Origin of the sequence: Acinetobacter sp., from assembly GCF_045628685.1 — a bacterium.
Classification (GTDB): domain Bacteria; phylum Pseudomonadota; class Gammaproteobacteria; order Pseudomonadales; family Moraxellaceae; genus Acinetobacter.
On sequence record NZ_JAZQPV010000140.1, the window covers coordinates 1 to 19273 of the forward strand.

Genomic DNA, 19273 nt, shown 5'->3' on the forward strand with positions numbered 1-19273 from the left:
GATCGGCATTCCATCACCACCCTTGAGGTGGGTATCTCGAAAAGCATCCAAGAAATCTAAATCTTGACCATCGTCATGAGGGTCAACGCCCCGTGGCATCATTTCAATCCATGGGTCAGAAGCCACTGCAGATCGAAGAGCTGAAATGTCCCATCCACTTTCCGTGACTGGTGTCTCTAATGGCCCTGCTAGCCTCGTAATGCGCACCAGATCATAGCTTTTTGTGCGTGGTGTAAGGTGTATCACCTCATTTTTGAGTGTTCCTGAAGGCCTCAGGGTGAGCTTAGCACTTAGCTTACCCGGGATGCGAATTGCACGTGAAAATGAGATTTCACCGAGGTTTTCCCAAGTGTACTGCGCCACCGCTATTTGCGAACTAATGCTGTATCCGCGCGCTGTTGGTGTGGTGTCCAAGTTCTCGATTAAGATTCCTTCATTCCACCTCAATTTTTGTTCCAGAAATTCAACACTGACTGGCCCTAATACGTTTTCTGCAGGATATGTGTTGTGATTTGTTACAATCAATCTTCCTTTATCACCATCCTCGATCAGTACTATTGAAATGTTGTTGCCTTCAATGCCAGCTTTCTTGGCGCGAAAATAAGTTCCACCAATAAACAATCGAGCACGTCGCTCAGCTCGTGATTTTAATTCAAACATCATTCTTCAATGCTCACGTTTGGTGATGCAGATGAAGCGACTGCGTTGATGTGCTCTTTCTTTTTATCGTGTGGGATGATCTTAGTTCTCCCCTTTAGAGCTACTGCCTGGTTGTTTACAAAAACTGTACTTGACCAAGGTCCTTGAAATTCAGTGGGCGCGTATTTTGGTGGATGCCCAGTTGTTTTCTTCTTCCCCTCGGTCGTAATACCAAGACCATTAGCGAACACATCGCTTGACCCCTGTGCAACGTGGTCACCACAGCTGACGTTATCAGTAATTCTAACAACATTTCCCATGATTAACTTTCTGAATTTTCTAAAGTTACAGATTTTACATATTCAAGAAGTTCACGTGAACGCTTCAGCCATCCGTTCAGGTACTTCTGCCTGCTGGGATTTTGAATGACTATGTTTCTCATAAAGGACTGCTGCGCACTTGACAGCGCCTCAATAGCGGCTGAATCTTCAAGTCCATCAATGTTCGCATTTTTCTTAATGCTGTTCGCATTTCCTACGCCATGAAGGTAATTGAGATCAAATAACATGATGGCAGTTCTTGGTTTAGATGACACTATTGAAGAAGGCCCACGTTTCCAGTAGTTATTAAACCCGGCACTTTTGGCTGGATCATACCCCATCGTTGTTACCCTGATGCTTGGATTGGGGCCTTGAGCAATACCAAATTTTGTTTCACCACCTGGAAAACCTGCTGAATTTACGTAACCATCTTTCTTTCGCTGTTCCTTGGTATCAATTTTTCCTTCTGCAACTTCGGGGTCCTTTGGCGCATCGACAGTCCAATGTGGGCCTACTTCATGCTTCATCGTGAAAAACCAGGCTTTTTCAAATGGATCACCAGCGGGAGCATCCTGTGTTTCTGTAGGGTCTTTAGGATAGTCTGGCCCAAAAGGTTCGCAACCCGCTTCCTTTGCATCGACATTTGCTGGCGTAAGAACTGCGTTTCCATCCTTATTTTCAAGTGTCCCATCTTTTGCTGAGTTATCTGGATTTGTTTCTCGAGCCACAGCAATGGTGCCTTTAATCAAGGGAACAGGATCAATCTTGGTCCCATTTGGAAGTCGGCATTCAAAGTGCAAGTGGGGGCCTGTGCCGACCCCGGTGTTTCCTTCCTTTCCTATCTTTTGGCCTGCAACTACCTTTTGTCCTTGCGAAACATAGAAATCTGCAAGGTGCATATAAACAGTAGTGCAGAGCTCTCTCCCTGATGCATTGAGATGCCTGACCTTGATATGTTTTCCAGCGCCGCCAGCTTGATACGCTGTTAGAGTAACTTCACCATCCGCAGCGGCCAGCACGTCCCCAGGTGGTTTAGGTTTTAACGAAAAATCTGCACCTCCATGTTGGCTGCTTGCACCACTGGTTGGAGGTCGCCGTGGACCAAATGGTGAAGTGACGTGGGCCCCTGGCAGCGGATGAACAAAAGAAATTTCATTTGAGCCTGTCGCTTTTGCAGGAGAAAACACGAAAGCGCGGGTGTCAATATTGGGCTCAGCAGTAATATTGATCTTAAATGCTTGCCCATAACTTGATTCTGGAAATGTTCCCCGTAAAATATTGCCTGAGAAAGTCACTCCTTGGGGCAAAGGGGTTCCTGAAATTGTCCAAGACGTTGCGGTTTTGGTGGAGTTTGGAGTCAACCTAAACGCAACGTCAACAATGTGTCCTTCACGGAGTGGGATGTCAGTGTTCTCAATCTTGTCAGGAATGCTTTCTGTCTTGTCGTCCATTCGCCCTGTTGTATTTCCAGCACGGCGCATGTAACACTCAACACTTTCACCTGGGCGAATTTCTGTATCCTGTGCAGGATAATCCTCATCAGAGGAACTTCCTACTTTAATCTCAGGTGGTTTTGGGCAACACGTCATGGCTTGTTGACCTCAGCTGTTGTTTGAGGCTGGATAACACGTCCTGGCGAAGGTGTTGCTGGTGATCGTGGTGTCACTGGCTGCATCGTCCCTGCCTCTGTTGTAGTGACAGGTTTTTCATAAAATGAAACGAGCGTTTGGATCATCGCTTCAAGGTCAGAAACATATTGCTCAGTATTATTGATGAATGTCGCTACCTGAGTATTTGTTGCAGTGGCAGGATTTGCAATCTTTGGCGGTAATGGTGGCAGCGTCTTAAGTTGATCAGGAGCTGTCCGCACTACATATTGTTTTGCAGTAATAACCTCTGTATTTGTAAATGCCAGAGGATTCGACGCGCAGCCTGTTAGAACTACCGCACATAGTATGAATAGTTTTTTCATTGATCTCATGTGTTAATTATTGACCACGGCGCCGCGTTCGGTCATTTTGCACTTCAGTAATTATTGAACTAAGAACAGGCGCTGCTTGAGCAGCGTTTGCAGCAATTGCTGCTTGATTTTGAATAATAATCTCGCGTGTTACTGTGTTTGATCGATTGTTATCTTTGGCTGCTGCAAGACTATTTAGGGCAAAATTAATGTCACGTTTTTCATCTTCTAATCTTGAAATTGTCTCATCATTGGTTGTTGCTGCGTCAATTGCTTTGTCTCGCTCAGCAACAACTATGTCACGTTGAGCAATTGCTTTGTCTCTTTCAAGCAGTGCTTGATCAATATGTTGCTTCTGGGTAAATATCCATCCACCCAGTGCAACAGTCAAGACAAGAAATATAACGCCTTTAATTCCACCTATTAACGTAAGAAATGAGCTCATATGTTTTATCCTTTGCCAAGACTGCTTGCAGTCTTGGCAAAATTTTAATTATCAAGTTCTATAGGGACTACTGCATTGTAACTAATTACTTTTTTCACATTACTGGATACAGTGACGGTTTTATTATTAGCAACGATTACCATACGGACTTTGAATGACCCGCTAAGTCCAGGGAACATGGTCCCCCATGTTTTGCCTAAAATATTTACAACATTTTGAGGAGCAATCGGTGTTCCACTTGGTTGAGGATCAACAAACACATTGATTTGGAAGTTACTATCACCTTGATTATCTACCTTACCACCCAAAATCAGCGTATCATTGTCAAAATATGCAGTGTCTAAGGTCATGGATGGTGAACCACCAGTTGGGGAAGAAGACTCACCATCGATAATATCAGCAATAACGTTAAGAATTTTAACCTTGGCACCGCCAGTCTGAGAATTATTTACTCCACCATCATTTTTTAAGGAAATGATTGGAATTTCATAATTACCTCCTGGAACATTAACCCACTTCGCTTCACCTTTACCTTCTGTGAGTGTGACATTCACAGGAGACTGTGTGCTTGCGCCATCTGGATTAGTTGCATTTGCTTTTAATAGCGCGGTACCTGAAAATGGTGCCCATTTTGTATCGAAGTAAACAGTAATATCTTGGCCGTTAACATCAATGTTGGTAATCGTTACCAGTGGCAGTGGTGTGCGTTTTGCACCTTGAACAGCACCAATATCAGGTAAACCTCCACGCATCGTGTAACGATTGTCAATGGCGTCGATCGCATAGGACGACGCACCGCCAACGAGCAAGCTTTTATCTTTAGGACGATAGTCATCACTTGCTATTAAGAAAGAACCAGCAGGGCCGACAGCTATTCCTGGTGTAGTGGTGGCGAGCGCGTTATCAGTAGCATTGTTGTAGATGTTTGCTGACTTGATCAGATCAGGGCGTCGAATTGGATAACCACCTACATTTATAAATGCATTGTCCCTAATAATCGAATCAAGCATCCTATCTGTAATACCATTTGGATCGCAATTTATTACACCAGTCGTGAATGTTCCAGTACCGATAGCGATAATTGTATTACGTTCAAACACCGTGTAAATATTTAAATCCATGATGGCCCCATCCCCAGCTTCACGGATGAATAGATTATCGCGGAATTCAGGTGATGTGTAAAATTCACCTGTTTCAAAAACAGTACCAGCTTTTGCAATTTTGAAACGATTATGTTCAAATATAATCGAAGGGCCACTTCTACTCGATAAACGGAGTGGGCTACCTGTCGAAGGTATATTAATCATAAACCCACGAACTGTAAGACCTTTACCAAATTTAAGTACAGGGCCACTCATAGTTAATTGAATACCGTCATTGGTATAATTAAACTTATCTCCCTCTTCTTCATAATTCCAGAATCCAAGGCCAGGAACTGGTTGAAGATAAACACGATAAGGACCCGGGTCGTTATCGCTAAACACCTGAGTGTAAATTGAAAGTTCATCATTTACATAAACTTCACCTAAGACGTCCATCTTTAAGGTGGAGAGAGTTAAACTTTGAACCCAAACCCCAAAATCACGTATAGTAGCAAAGTCTTTTCCTGGCCCAATGCTCTTTACCATCAGAGTATCTGATGATGGAGTAGGTTGTGCTGTAATCGGTTTACGCAAATATAGGCTGATTGATTGTGGATTCGCCAAACCTTTGTTGTTAGTAACATTGAAGGTCTTGTTTCCACCTGAATTACCTACATAAACAAATGTAACAGAAGGTTTAGCACGTGTAATGATTGCTGATGACGGAACAAAGTACCCACCATTATCACCGTCATTAGGTGTAACTTCAGTATCTTCAGTTACCACACCATCTGTCGATACGATAATTGGGCCTACTTCTTCACCGCCGCGACCAGTTGCCGGGTAAGTGCCCCAAGTTACTTTAGTCGATCCAGTTGCTGATTTATACGTTACAGCTGACGGGTTATTGATACCACCATTATTTGATAATGTAATGGATTTATCACCAAGCGTTGATGGTGTATAAGTGAAGCTAGCTACCGGCGCAGCTTCACTTATAGTTACAGTTGTCGGGTTAAATAATCCGCCACCGTTATTGTCACTTGGTGTAATAATGATAGGATTAACAATTTCGCCATCAGCATCAACCTTAAATGCCCCTGATACTTCATTGACCAAGCCCAAGACAGCAACTGCATTAAACCTAATTGTAGTAGCTGGTTCAGGGAGGTCAACAGGCCCGATATCCCATGTAGGGCCATGTGGTTGATTCATCATATCAACTAATGGCATGCCTACGCTGCTTAAATCAGCACCCGCTTTGTACAGCGCGCTGCCTTTCTTCAGACGGAAGTTAGGGTTAGGCAGTGAAATATCAGGTTGAACAAATTGATCAACCATAGTAAGATTGAGTTTGTCACCTGTTGCTGGATCATTAGAAAAACGTGAGCAATCTGTAGCGTTATGATCACCAGCAAAGTTATCACCCGTAGTGGCGAAACCAAAGGAATAACTATTCCTCATAATGGTTGAACCATTACCGTAAGATACCCCTTGTCCAGACCGGCCTAAATTGCTAGGCCGGACAAAGCCACAGTTATAAGTCTTTGAACCATTTGGTAATACAATTGCATTTCGATAACCCTCAGTAGAATTACAGATAACTAAGACATTGTGGAATTCAGCATCTTCGTTAACGTACACAGGAGAATGCCACCTATCTCTAGCTGTAGCTAAAATAATAGAGTTAGAACATTTTAAGTTTGTAGCGCTGTAGTTACCAAAATAACCTGCGGATGAAACAGGATTATTAGAGTATACTTGAATACCTTCAATCTCAGTATACGGCGCACTTACCGTAATTGCAGCTTCCCCTGCGGATGCTGGCGTATGACGGAAAAATACGCCATACGCCGGATCAGGAAATAATGGATTTGTTGCCGCACTCTCATGATCGCGGAAGGATTGACCAGTCGCTGTTCTTAGTACAACATTATAATTTGCAGTTGTCGTTCGGTTATTGATATTGATTTTTTCGAGAAATTCTGAATCTTTATACAGTTCTCCAATGTATCGAGTGGCGGTTCCCGCTGGATTGGATGGAATAGATGCTTCCCATGCAGCAACAGTAGCATAATCTCGGTTATTAGTACCAATAGAACTAATCTGTGTATTGACACCGTTAATAATTTTTGTAACCGGCATTTTAATTCCTTAGTTAAACAGATACTACATAATCTTATGTAGTATCTGTTGATATTTAAATTGGTTCTAATACTGGTGGTGCTTTCAAGATACCATGGGGCGCCCATCGTCCAGACCAGTCACGTCCAGAACGTTCAAAGGTATTTGCTGGGAAGCTGTTAACCCAATCATCGTGTTTCTTGTATTGGGCTTTAACCATAGTTACGCAGTCAGCAAGTTTCGGGTGCGCATACTCTGGGAAGAAGATCGGACGCATCAGAATATATTGTGAGCGTAAATGCATAGTTCCATTCTGATTCCACGATACTTCACTGCTAATTGTACCGTCTGCTCGGGTTACTAGATCTTCAACACCATTGCGCGGCCAAATATCAGTTCCCCATTCAGTCCATGTTTTTGCAGTCCGAGGCATTGTAGGACTGCTACGGAGAACTGCCTTTGATAAGTCTCCATTATAAGCGGCAGCACGACCATTAGTTTCATAGAAAGCCTCAATGCCGAATTTATCAAAACATTCAATGAGGAAATCTAGGCCTAGTCTACATTTTTCAGATTTCTCACGCATTACTTTCCATAAACCAAATTGACGCATTAACACTAATACCTGCGTCATATAGAAAGCTTTTGTATCATGAAACATTGTCCAATTTTTAGTGTCTTCAGTTTCGTACGTAGGATTACCATCACCATCTACGCCATTTTGAATTGGATTACCATTTCCGTCAAGCTTATTTCTCCAACCTTCAACGTAATCGACACCAATACCAAGTTCACGAAGACTTGTAAACCATGGATCAGTATTTGTCACGTCTTTTGTAGGTACCATAATGTTATCATGGTACAATTCAATTTCAATCTGAAGATTCTTTTCAATCTCTTCACGTGAGAAACCAGTAAAGTGCTTTGTACCTAATTTCCACATAACCGCATAATGGAGTAAACGCCAAGCATGATTACGTTGCATCCAGTATTCACGTGGGTTTTTATCAGGGCGCATTCCCAAGTCTGGCCAAGACATGACAAGCGTAGCGTAACGATACATTTGAGCCATATGATGCATTGGGCTATTGAATAATAGCGCAATCAGACCAGGGCAGTTGGAAGCATGCAGGTCATCAGGCATGAACCCATTCCAAAGGAAGTGGCCGTCCCGCATTACACCTGATTCTACACCACTAGCACTATCAAAGGCCCGAGTTGTTCCGCCCGGAACAGATTCCAGACGTCCGGAATATCGAGTTGCAATATTTGCATACCGTCCTGACAATACTAACTCTTTTGGAATACCAGTACAATTTTTCACATCCCTTACAAAGTGGTGTGAATGATAAAACATTGCTTTTGCATAACGGTCAACCATGGTCCTCCAAGGCACTTTACCTTTGATGCGAACACCTTCTGGTTCAGTTGCATACATCGCAAGTGCATGAAAAACAATTGAGCGATCGTGACGCAAACCACCTAAGAACGGCTGCCAATCATGTCCACTGATTGATGCCGGTTCTTCATCCCAACCTGAAATACAAGCTTGATTTCCATAGTTATAGGTATACGGATTAAAAAGATAACCGTCAGACATGTCATCTACACTAGTTAGTTCTGGATCATTCCAAATTTTGCACTCACGCACTGGCCATTGAGGTAAAGCGTTGTATTGAAGCGCGCTGTTGACCTGAGTAGAACCACTGTAAAGTGGAATTGCGGCATTTGTTGACGCACCCATCTTCGCTTGACTATGACGCACTGATTCAGGTTCCATGCCATTAAAGTACTTAGCAAAGTTAGCTGATGGTTTCGTCATATGCGATTGATATTGAAGCATCATTGCACAATTCCAATGTGGCCGCAATGGTTTACCAGTACCAGCCCAGCCATTATGGCTAAGCTCAGGAGAGTTGATTGGAAGACCATCGCGCATTTCAATGATTTTCTTAACGCTGCGATCTTTCTTACGTAACAACTTAACGCGGAATGGAGTTGGAAATGTCAGGTCTCGTTTCTGGCGTTGTGTATCCATGAAAGGATAGGTAGTCCAATAACCATGAGGTTTGCAGTAAACTAATAATTGTTCTACAGGAACATTAGCTTCTGCATTGTGCACAGCGTTTAAATCATAACGGGTTGTCCCCCATTCCATTTGACTAAAAATGGCAGTGTTATGAGTTTGCGTAATCTGAATATCACCTATTTGGGTGGCATATTCCAGATCTTGAAAGATTAAAGGTTCGCGTTTATAGTCTAATTCAATTGTGGCTGCTACAAATGGAAATGCTGGAACGGACATGTCTTCAATTACAATAGCTACTGTCGTTTCGTCAGTTTCGTCAGGTATTGCAGGACCTATTCCTGATGGCATTCCACGTGGAGCAGAGATAGAAACATTTGATAGTGATAGGCCTGATGATGCTGTTGGATTAGATTTAACTCTAAATTCTGCATCACTGGTTAATAATCCAAATCTGCCTTCAATCCATTCTCCATTACTACCAACAATTCTCGCTACACTCGTTCCTGTCGCTAGATTAGCAGCAGTTTTTATTGTTGCTGAGCGAAGCACGCCAAAATCGACTACACTAGTTCCTTGAATTTTGGGGTTTCCAACGATGTTTGAAGAGAAAAAGGAAGTGCCAGATGCCCAAGCATCAACATTTGTTCTATCATCTCGTTTACAAACAAATGTAAGATTAGTTCCTAATGTATTAACTAGTGCTTGACACCAAGCACTAGTTGTTTTTGCAATTGATAATGCCGCGGCAATACCTGGTGAATATTTTAAGCTCATAGTAATCCTTGAAAAAGCCTGCTGTTCAACAGCAGGTTTAGCGTTATGTTATACTCCGTCTAAAGCACGATTGATTACGAGTTTAAACACGATAGATAATCCAGAACCTGGTTCTGGATTATCTGATAGAGTCATCAATTTCCCAGAATCCACTGGACCAACGCTGCCCTTGATGCTTCGTGTGTTATCCTGTCCGCCAATTAACTCAAAATGCCATGTGCCTTGAGTAATGTCAGCCGCGACAAGAGGATTACCACTGTCAGGTGTTCCTAAAGTCACAACAACATCGGCGCCATCATTATTTATCTGCAAATATTCTGTAAAAGCTATTGACACAACTAGAGTATTCTCTTGATAGATATTTAAATGATAATTAGGTTTCATTGCATCTATTAAAGCTTGAGCACCTGCTACTCGCTTTTGGCCGATAGGCGCTGCTTCAACGGCATTTTTAAATTCTGTTTTTGTCACAGAATCTTTTGAAAATGGGTAAACAGTTGGTGGAGGAATAACAATAATATTAACAGTGATAACCACTGGTTCACTTACTGCTGAATTTCCTGCAGCATCATATGCTTTTGCTGTATATGAATATGTCCCGTTGTTAGCATCAGTAAAATTCAAAGTCGTACTAAATGATGACGTCGTGTTATCAGTTGCAAAAAGGGCGCCATCTTTATAGAACTCAACAAATTTTACCCCTTTATTATCTGTTGCACTCGCCACCAAGTTTACACTTCCAGCAGCCGTAACATTTAACTTTGATGCAGATAATGTTACACTTGGTGGAAGTGTATCAGGCGCTGGTGGATTGGTTGGTTGTTCACCATACCAATCTGGTGCTGGTGGAGCAGTCGTTGGTTCATTTGTTGAGCCTGTTGGTGGGAATGCATCCAGAGTAGGATCAGGCCCATAAACAGGCTGCGGCTGCTGATCTGCAGGAAAGAACGTCGTACCACCATTTGGATCAACTGTTCCACGTTGTGGAACAACCCCACGCCGTGTTTGGTCCCACCCTTCAGGACCAATTGGACCGCCTGTGTAATAAAGTTCAAATGGGCCTACGATGCAATTTTGATTTCCACCTAGGAAAACGCAATCAACTAGTTTTACAGGGATATTACTAATTTGCTGACTGATCCACGTCAGTGCAAAGTTAGCTTCCTTGTCATTTTCAAATAAACAATTTCTAAAGATATACTCTTGCTTACCGTCACGAATACCTTCTTGCCCAATACCCACAAGGTTGTTTTGAACTGCATCTGGATTTTTGATAAAATAGCAGTTTACAGCATGAACAATGCCACCATTAGGCGTATCAAGTTCACGACCTTGTGTTGATCCTTGGTGATACGTTCGATCAAGAACCAGCTCCGCGGCACGATTTTTAAAATCATGTCCATATCGGGCATTGGTAAAACGCGATCTTAGGACATACACACGGTTATCATCATTAAGATAAATGTTGTGAGTTAGTCCTGACGGTGCAACGCCATTTGCATCAAAATCACAGTCAATAATTTCAATATTGTAATTACCTTCTGCGACTTTATTTGTTTCAGTTGGTGCACCGGCTAAAACTCCGTTCTGATTATTAAACAGATGTAAACGTTCAAGACGAAGATATTTTGTGCCTGGGTTATTTCGAATTGCGGCACCATTATCATCAGGCGAAATTGCGGCCCCAGAAATTGCCAGATCTCGAACTACGTGAGATCCAGCTTCTGGATTATACACGGCTTTACCATAAGCCAGTCGTGTTAGCACATTTGCCATAAGTTCTGGCTTTGTTGCAGCTGGCACACCTGCCAACTCAAAGAAGCCATTCTTTGTCCAAGCAGAATTAACTTCATTCAATTGTCCTGTTCGAAGAACCCATGTCGTATCCCCATCAACGGCGATATCTGCTGCTTGCTGTAGTGTGTCGACATAGGTTTCTCCAATACGAGCTACTGGAGTAATTGTAAAGCCTTTGCGCGTTTTTGTAAAGAAATAACTAGATGACAAATATTGTATGTCTAGAACGTCAATCATGAACGCAGGCGCGCTCAATGTCGGTACAGCGCTTCCCTCAAATTTTTGTTTGCTGTCGTAAGTTAACTTACGACTTCCCACTTTATCCTGCATTAACACAATACTGTACATTACGCCAGGCTTAGCGTTCTTAATTAGTGGTAAGACCTGTGTTGGCAATGTGAGAGTGACTATGAATGAATTCCCAAGATTAGCATCAAGCAAATTGGCATCAATTGGTGTATTTGGGGTATCTGGAAGAATAACTTCACCCCAGACAATCCCGTCATCTGAGCCACTCCCGCCTCCTCCATGCGTAAGATCTCCTGCAATTCGAGCTGCGATTTCTTCATTAAGATCATTTCTTAAACTTTGCTCGACAGAATCAGCGCGATCGCGTTCAGAATTTAAATCACCAGTTAGAGCCTGTTCTGCCTGTTCTGCTCTAAACTGTTCTGCGTTAAGCGCATCTTGAAGATTTTGCTCAGCAACTAATGCGCGATCTTGCTCAGAAAAAACAAGTTCTTGAACATCATCGATGTAGCGAAGTACATCAGGAGACAAATCAATTGAGTCCTCAGAAATAGCAATTGTTGCAGTGTCTGAGGTAATATTGAGGGTATTTCCAGTTTTTGTTAACCCAGTTCCCGCATTAACCGTTGATGACGCATTACTGAATTGCACAACAGCAGTGCCATTGAAAACATACCCACCGCCATTGCTTGTGAAGAAGAACGCACTACCTTCTACAAGAGCTTCACCAGAATTAAATGTAAGCACGTCGTTGTTAATTGAAGTGACTGTGTAGATTTTAAAATCTGTTAAGTCAACAACGCGTGATCCAACTTTTGCCCCTGTAATCTTTGTATGATCGGTGAACATGAAGTTGACAGGCGCTTCCCAAGTTAACCCTACAAGTGCTGACGCCATCTCTGCTCTTATTGCAGATTCTTGCTGTATTGCTCTAGTGGTTTCTGTGCTTATATCAGCTTGCACTGAAGAAATTGAAGCTTGGCGATCATTAATCTCAGTTTGAATTTTTGTATTTAATTGATTGCTAACAGCCGTAATTTCTGTTGTAATACGATCATTCAGTTGGCCTTCTGCACCTGCTGCTCTTGTGGTTTCAGTTGTGATTTTATCGCTGAGCTGTCCTTCAACGGCTGTCGCCCTTGTTACCTCAGACGAAATCTTGTTATTAACTTGACCCTCAGCTGCAGTGGCACGAGTGGTTTCAGCTGTGATTTTATCGCTGAGCTGACCTTCGACATTTATCGCGCGCGCTGCTTCAGAATCTGCAGATGCCTGCGCTGAAACAACAAGTCCTTGCAGTGCTCGAATTATATCAGTGTATGACTTTTGACCAGCAAGGTTTCCTGTAAATGCAGCAGCATTAAAACTTCCGTCGGAAGATAAACCTAACGCTGCTTCTACGCGATCAATTTCTGCAACTAATACTGTTGCATCGCCGCCTGCTGCAACAGGTTTCCAAACATATTGTTGATCGCCTATAGCTGTACCAACAAATATGCTGTTAGTTAAATTATTATAGAGAAGACGACCAACATCAGTTGATTGAATCTGTGGAAGAACAGAAACTTTTTCTAAGCACAGATTTTTAACTTCTGATTCATCGGACACCTCAAACACTAAGTTACCGTTAATTTTCATGGAATTCTTTCAGAGATGTTAGATGCGACGCGTCGCAGTTGTAAGAGCTTTAACAGCGTTGTGAAATGCTACAGGTTCAACCATGCACTTGCCAAGATCAAAATCATTTAGCACATGCGGATCGACATCTGCAAAGCAGAAAATGCCACGATTCCCTTGTTTTTCAATTCTATCAAGTTTATACCCTTTGATCTTTAGAGTTGCCGAAAGCACAATGTCACTAGTCTCAATGCTGCATCTTTTCATGTTTTAACCTTTAGTTGATTTTATTTATGGAAGATTAAAAAAGCATAAGGATTGCTTGACCAGCAATGGCCTTCGAAAACTTTACCATGACTGTATTAGAATCATTAATCTTTACTGCATCTGGGAAGATTAAGCTTCCATCTTCATCCCATATGGAAATATGAACATGCTTTGTGTTTTGCGCATGCGTGATCTGCCATATTTTAGATGGTATCGGTTGATTATGCTGATAACCTAAAACCCCACTGTGAACATCAAAGTCTTGCGTAATTTCAGTTACAGCAAATTCCCCAAGTTCTGGAACCCATGAAACTAATCGGCGCCCAGATGATGAAACTTCATCAAGAATAATTGCAGGTTGAATATTAATGAAGATGCTATTGACATCATAAATGTATCCAACAACTTGTGAAACACCAACAGTCGGCGCCGAAAGACTGATCTCTCCAGTTGGCCCACAGAAAATTGGTTTCCCAAAATTCTTAGTTGCCCAATTCCATTGATCATTTCTAACAATGCCAAAGGTTTGAACGTTTCCAACTTCATTTCTATACAAGTCTTCCGTTACAATACCAATTACGCGAGAATTATGATCAATACTTTTTGCTAAGCTTAAAGCTTTTGATTTAGTTTGGACAAGACTAAATTTAGGAATATTTTCTTCTGCCATTCCAATTAAGATCTCAGCTGCGAGTTTAATTGGTTGGGTGGGTGTGTTAACAACAGAGATAGATGATACTGTGGTTAAAAAAGTGCCATCAGACTGACGAAGTGGTTTCCCAAAAGAATCACGTAGAATGCTACCACCTTCAAATGATCCATTTTCCCCAGCTTGCGTGCCAATAGGGAATCCTTGAATGATTGCCTGCGATGAGTACTTCGCAGCAAAAACACGGATCTTATCTGACCATTTCCCATTATTCCACACCTTCATCTGATGTGCATTGGTGTCAAACCAATGCTGATCGGTCGCGGGATTTGATGGTGGAATAGAAGAGACGATTTGTGGAAGAGTGGTAAACCCACGTGTTACAGTTGCATCCAGCAAGCTAATATCCCAATAAAGGTAGCATGTTGAATTTCCTGAGAAAGGACCCCATGCTCTTGAAACAGTCCTGCTTTCTTCAAGAACATATGTTGAGCCTTTATGGGCAAAGACCACAATTGTAGGGTCTGGACTTACTACTAAGTCAATGAAATCCCCTGATTGACTAGATTTTTGAAGAAATGAGGGTGTTGCAGATATGTCAGTTTGATATCTTGCAATCCCTTGACGGAATGTGAAATGCATAATAGGCCTTCAAGGTACAATTAAGATTATCAAGAAACACTAATTGTTAATGTATAAACAATTGTCAATTCTCTTGACCCCGTGTGTTCAATTGGCGAGAAGATTAGGTGAGATAACATCATTTCTCCAGCCCCATCCAACAGAGTGCCTGAAGTTTCACGAGTGAATAGACCAAGTTCATCAAAGAAAAACTGACCATCTGGGTCGAGTGTCGCATCCGTCGTTGCATCTGCAGTGGGGGTTGCTGAGTCAGCTTCGTCTGTTGGTCGATTTATAGCCTCATTTGCTGAGATCACCGCGGTGATGATTACTCTGGTATTAGTCGACGCAGGAATGTTCGTGAAGGTGACAGAATTGCCTGCACCCACCGTTTGTTCTGCTTCATCGATTACTTCAACGTATGTTGGGTTGTATAAGTCGGCCGTATCACCAGAAACATTAGGCGGCCGGAAGACAATTTGTTGAGAGCTGTCAATATATGTTCCCTGATTTCCCAGTTTTAACTTATAGATTTGATAATTAACCGTGTTCGACAATCCTCTAGCGATTGCCGTAGCCATGTTTTTAGGATGGATAGCATTGTGTTTATCAACGAGCACATTGCCTTTATCGTCCTTGATTAGAACGTGTCCGTGAACGATAGTCTTGAGTGCTTCTAGCATGTGTGTATCCTTCTAGTGTTGTTCGATCTATTTATCGTAAACGCTAACCGACAATAATTTTACCTTTGGTCGGTCTTGCCAACATGAACCTAAAAACTCCAAGACCTACGCGCTCAACAACTTTCACTGGCACAGGCGCCGCATCATTAGGCGTCCAAAGCAAGAATTTTGGAGCCAAGGCAGAAAGTTGTTCTCGTGAACCTTTAAATGAAATTTCAAATATTCTTGTTGGGACAGTAATTGTCATGGGCGTATCAAATAGCTCGTAGGAGCTATTTTGTGGCACCTCGGTTCGTGGTGGCGGAAGTTCACCCACATAGTTTATGATTGCGGTGCTTTCATCGCGAGAATCCATAAAGCCTTCATCAAATAGGTTAGATTCTAATAAATTAGCACGATCAGCTGCTTGAATGACCATTGTTTCTGTAAACTTTGTAACAGCGTTTCCAGTCGGTCGATCAATAATATCAATTGCTTTGCCAATAAGCGGGAATCCTATATCATGAGCTATCCAGTTTGCAGTAGGATCATCTAGTAATGCCCTCTGTACAAAATTCAGTTGTTCCTCTGTCACAGGCACCGCTGAGGATTGAAGAAAATTTCCCCAAAGATCTAAAATATCCTGTTTTTCAGCATCAGTGATATTCCGTTTCATGAGCAGCGATTGTAAATCTAGCGGTAAACCGGGGTCGTAAGATGCCGTTTCACTGCTTTTCTCAGCATCGTAAGGCATGTTACCATATCCTGGTAAAAAACCACCAAATGGGCCATCTTTCACGATCGTGCTAAAAGAATCATGCCATTTTGCTGCTAATGAGATAAAATTCTTTTCAGTTACCTTGACAGTGATATCATCATGAAACATCCAATCTTCAACCAAAGCTCCACCACTAATCAGGAATTTAACGCTCTCTGTAATTCGCACACGAGTATTTTCATTCCACCCTGTATCAGAAATAACAATATTTGCTTCAGCATTTAATGGGAGATACTTCATATAGAAGTTTTGGTCCCATTCAAAAACAATTGGCTCGTTTACCCCCGTTGATTGTTGCTTTAGTACGCCAACTTTCTCATTCGTTGCTGAGCTTGTAAAAACATAACTGGTCGTGGGATCAAAAAACTCTGCAGTAGATGTTGCGCTGTCGAGTTTTTGGGTTGTTAACGGAATCCACCCCTGCAGCAACGATGTTTCAGGGCTTGTGCTGGATAGAGGAATACCCTGGGTCGTTATACCAATAAACCGTTGGTCAATTGTAATTGGACTTAGAGGTGATAAATCAACATCAGCAGAAACAAGATTTAGGTCAAGTCTTGATTCCTTTGTTTTTTCTATTACTATGGTTTCTCCAAAATTAGGTAGACGCCCCTGTGATTCAGGGTTGATGATGATCACATCTGCGCTGTTCCATAAAGGATAGTCATGAGAATTTATAAAGATTGTGAAATCGGCTGTAGCAGTTACACGAGTGCTTAGCCATTTATCTTTGAAAATTCCATTGAGAGAAACAAAATTGGTTTCACCTGTATCACTTCGTGTTACAATGAACCCCGCTGGAGTACGGGTGAACGTATATGTTACTGATGGACAATCTTCACGAACATTAAGTTTTAAGCCAAGGTCAGTTGAAATTCCATTAACATAGGTTTGAGCTACGGGTGGGTTAATCTTAAATCCAATTTTTCCGTTCCAATAGAATTTACCAACTGTAGCAGGTTCAGTCCAACCACTAACGGACCCGTGGACTAAGTAGCTTGGCTTCTGTGCATAAGTCTCAAATGTAAACACATCCCCAGTTGAAACACCATCCCCCGGCATAATCGTGAAGTGTATTCCTGAGCCTTTAAAACTAAATCCTTCGTTAACGTTCCTACCAGCAGTATCAATTGAGCAGGAGATAGTAGGTACAATAATTACACCACTATTTAACGCAGTGACATTGAATATATTATCTTTAGTAAATTCAACTATCCAATGCGCTTCAGGCGCATCATAAAAATCACCACTATGCATGATTAACCGTGGGAAATGAACAGACGACGCTGAAGTTTCAATTACACGCGGTAATGGATTTGAAACGCTAAAGCTAAGTATGTCACCACTAATTACCCTTGGATCTGCGTTGTTATATGCAGATACTGCAATAAATGGGCGTGAAGCTGGCGGAATGCTAAAATGGATTCCGTATATTTCTGATGAATAGGTTCCACCAATTTCAATATCACTTACATAAACTGCCGGCGTAAGGAAATTGTCATCTGAATATTCAAGAACAAAATGGTCAGCGTGGTATACTTGAAGCGAGCCATCAGCATTCAATGGGTCAGGATAGCTACCAATTTGTCTTGACATATTTGGCACGGCGCGAGCCCGCCATTGCCTTGCGTCTTTTGCCGTTTGGCTAATTTTGAGATTTAAACGTGACAGGTCGTAATCTGTAAAGCGCCCATCAAAATAAAATCCCAGTGTTTCATTAGTTGGATATGTGCTGATGTCGTCATCATAGGGATCAACATCAAACCCAAAACCTAAATCAAGATTTATTGGACTAGCAGGCTGATTTTCAATTGTAATGTAAAAGCGCTCGTTCTTAATGAAGCTGCGAGTTCCTTTAGATATTAAAAAAACAATTCTACCATCGTTGAACGCTTTCCCAACTTCTGCAACTCCCTTATACGAAGGCTCAGCGGTGCTTGTTAGATCAAAAAATCCATCCCCGCGTGCCGTAAGAATAAGATCACATGTTGGCATTGTTTGATCAAGCACAACTACATAGGTGAGATAACCATACCGTGCGGAAGTAAATTGAGGACGGTTATGTGCTATCGGGTTTGTCTTGATAATATTCCATGTTTCCAATGCAGCATTTGGGCTAATTACAATTTTTCTTGTTGGCGTCAAGGTGACACTGTCGCTACCCACTGGAGTTGCAAGTTTTTTCGTAATAAATGAAATATGGCCATTATCAAATGAATCACCAGCTTTAATGAACCCAACTGGGCCCGACACAGACCCCACTACGCTATACAGTGTGTTATCTTCTTCAAAAGTTTGTAATGTCCATTCTTGAACATCTCCATCAAACTTCAAGGAAATATTTTCAACGCTGATATAAGAGGAGCGGGTGTTAGCATAATCGGTTAATCCACTTTCACGTACGCCAATGTCTGTGAACATATTGAAAAACAGTGGCGGCGTAAGGGCGGTGAATTGTACTTCTAACCATTCACGATCATGTTTCTCTGACAGTTGGACTAAAATTCCATTATCATTTGGGACACCAAGCCATGCAAGCAGGGCTTCATAGCTTCGTGGCAAGGTGTCAGAATCGAGAATTGCGTAAAGCAGATCAAGCTCGCGTTGTACGTCAGCATGCCCGTGAATTGAGTTCACGGCTACCTGAATTTCATTGAGTATCGCGCGAATCTTGTTCCAAGAACTACTTGGGTTTGATCTGTCTAAAGCCTGGTGCTGTGTGGCTAAGGTGCTTTCTACAATTACATTATCATCAATAGTATTTGCCCAAAGAGGACTGAAGTCACCGTGTGCATCCCTGATTTGCTTAATTTGAAATTGAAAAGCTCCGTTGCTCTGGAAGTAATCAACAGATTCAGTAAGCGGTTCAACAAAGCCTTTTCGACGAATGTTGACGGTGTTGGCACCAGTATTCGTGCCAGCTTTCTTTCCATAGACAAAAGGGACCAACGCTAGGTCAGTATTTTCTTCAAGCCCCGCTTTGTACATCTCCAAAGAGAATGAAGGCGAGACCATTCTCTTTGCTGGCATTACGCGATATAACGGCGTTGCTGAAGAAAAATAATTAAACATTGTCGTAGGACTGATCTTCATTTTCGACGAAAACCTTTCCTTGATGTCAACGTTGATATCATCGTAGAAACGGTACTCTTCTACAATTTCAGTAAGTTTACTATGATACGGTTTGGTATCTAATAAAAAATCAACAAGACTCTGCACATACACGCTGTTCTTGTTAAGCCTGTTTTTATTTGCCATAG

Annotated in this window: 12 protein-coding genes; all 12 read right to left on the reverse strand. The window is 42.0% G+C overall.

Features of this window, described 5'->3' with window-relative positions:
* On the reverse strand, window positions 1–663 hold a 663-nt coding region (locus ACKI4H_RS18465), incomplete at its 3' end, for a hypothetical protein (RefSeq protein WP_407308397.1).
* Entirely contained in the window at window positions 660–959 is a 300-nt protein-coding gene (locus ACKI4H_RS18470; protein WP_407308399.1) for a hypothetical protein, read from the reverse strand. The genes ACKI4H_RS18465 and ACKI4H_RS18470, both read right to left, overlap by 4 nt.
* Window positions 960–961: 2 nt before the next feature.
* Window positions 962–2440: a peptidoglycan DD-metalloendopeptidase family protein gene (locus tag ACKI4H_RS18475; protein ID WP_407308401.1), complete on the reverse strand. Its 1479-nt coding sequence runs from the start codon at window positions 2438–2440 to the stop codon at window positions 962–964.
* A gap of 104 nt (window positions 2441–2544) precedes the next feature.
* Window positions 2545–2931 carry a hypothetical protein gene (locus ACKI4H_RS18480; protein WP_407308403.1) on the reverse strand — a complete coding sequence of 129 codons (387 nt, stop codon included), beginning with the start codon at window positions 2929–2931 and terminating at the stop codon, window positions 2545–2547.
* A 16-nt stretch (window positions 2932–2947) separates the two neighbouring features.
* A complete protein-coding gene (locus ACKI4H_RS18485; protein WP_407308405.1) occupies window positions 2948–3364 on the reverse strand; it encodes a hypothetical protein in 417 nt (138 codons plus the stop codon).
* Window positions 3365–3408: 44 nt separating this feature from the next.
* Window positions 3409–6591, reverse strand: a complete 3183-nt coding sequence (locus tag ACKI4H_RS18490; protein WP_407308407.1) for a hypothetical protein — start codon at window positions 6589–6591, stop codon at window positions 3409–3411.
* Window positions 6592–6646: 55 nt separating this feature from the next.
* The gene (locus tag ACKI4H_RS18495) at window positions 6647–9373 is read right to left on the reverse strand and encodes a hypothetical protein (protein WP_407308409.1); all 2727 of its coding nucleotides are present in this window, start codon (window positions 9371–9373) and stop codon (window positions 6647–6649) included.
* Window positions 9374–9421: 48 nt separating this feature from the next.
* The gene (locus ACKI4H_RS18500; RefSeq protein ID WP_407308411.1) at window positions 9422–13057 is read right to left on the reverse strand and encodes an Ig-like domain-containing protein; all 3636 of its coding nucleotides are present in this window, start codon (window positions 13055–13057) and stop codon (window positions 9422–9424) included.
* 18 nt (window positions 13058–13075) lie between these two features.
* Entirely contained in the window at window positions 13076–13303 is a 228-nt protein-coding gene (locus ACKI4H_RS18505) for a hypothetical protein (RefSeq protein WP_407308414.1), read from the reverse strand.
* A gap of 34 nt (window positions 13304–13337) precedes the next feature.
* Window positions 13338–14594, reverse strand: coding sequence for a hypothetical protein (locus tag ACKI4H_RS18510; protein ID WP_407308416.1), 1257 nt, complete (start codon window positions 14592–14594; stop codon window positions 13338–13340).
* A 29-nt stretch (window positions 14595–14623) separates the two neighbouring features.
* Window positions 14624–15256, reverse strand: coding sequence for a hypothetical protein (locus ACKI4H_RS18515; protein WP_407308418.1), 633 nt, complete (start codon window positions 15254–15256; stop codon window positions 14624–14626).
* Window positions 15257–15299: 43 nt separating this feature from the next.
* Window positions 15300–19271, reverse strand: coding sequence for a hypothetical protein (locus ACKI4H_RS18520; protein WP_407308420.1), 3972 nt, complete (start codon window positions 19269–19271; stop codon window positions 15300–15302).
* Window positions 19272–19273 lie beyond the last annotated feature (2 nt).

What these genes read in the sequence shown, in the direction of transcription:
- ACKI4H_RS18470 (WP_407308399.1), bottom strand. Translation starts at nt 959, where the DNA reads ATGGGAAATGTTGTTAGAATTACTGATAACGTCAGCTGTGGTGACCAC.
- ACKI4H_RS18475 (WP_407308401.1), bottom strand. Translation starts at nt 2,440, where the DNA reads ATGCGCCGTGCTGGAAATACAACAGGGCGAATGGACGACAAGACAGAA.
- ACKI4H_RS18480 (WP_407308403.1), bottom strand. Translation starts at nt 2,931, where the DNA reads ATGAAAAAACTATTCATACTATGTGCGGTAGTTCTAACAGGCTGCGCG.
- ACKI4H_RS18485 (WP_407308405.1), bottom strand. Translation starts at nt 3,364, where the DNA reads ATGAGCTCATTTCTTACGTTAATAGGTGGAATTAAAGGCGTTATATTT.
- ACKI4H_RS18490 (WP_407308407.1), bottom strand. Translation starts at nt 6,591, where the DNA reads ATGCCGGTTACAAAAATTATTAACGGTGTCAATACACAGATTAGTTCT.
- ACKI4H_RS18495 (WP_407308409.1), bottom strand. Translation starts at nt 9,373, where the DNA reads ATGAGCTTAAAATATTCACCAGGTATTGCCGCGGCATTATCAATTGCA.
- ACKI4H_RS18500 (WP_407308411.1), bottom strand. Translation starts at nt 13,057, where the DNA reads ATGAAAATTAACGGTAACTTAGTGTTTGAGGTGTCCGATGAATCAGAA.
- ACKI4H_RS18505 (WP_407308414.1), bottom strand. Translation starts at nt 13,303, where the DNA reads ATGAAAAGATGCAGCATTGAGACTAGTGACATTGTGCTTTCGGCAACT.
- ACKI4H_RS18510 (WP_407308416.1), bottom strand. Translation starts at nt 14,594, where the DNA reads ATGCATTTCACATTCCGTCAAGGGATTGCAAGATATCAAACTGACATA.
- ACKI4H_RS18515 (WP_407308418.1), bottom strand. Translation starts at nt 15,256, where the DNA reads ATGCTAGAAGCACTCAAGACTATCGTTCACGGACACGTTCTAATCAAG.
- ACKI4H_RS18520 (WP_407308420.1), bottom strand. Translation starts at nt 19,271, where the DNA reads ATGGCAAATAAAAACAGGCTTAACAAGAACAGCGTGTATGTGCAGAGT.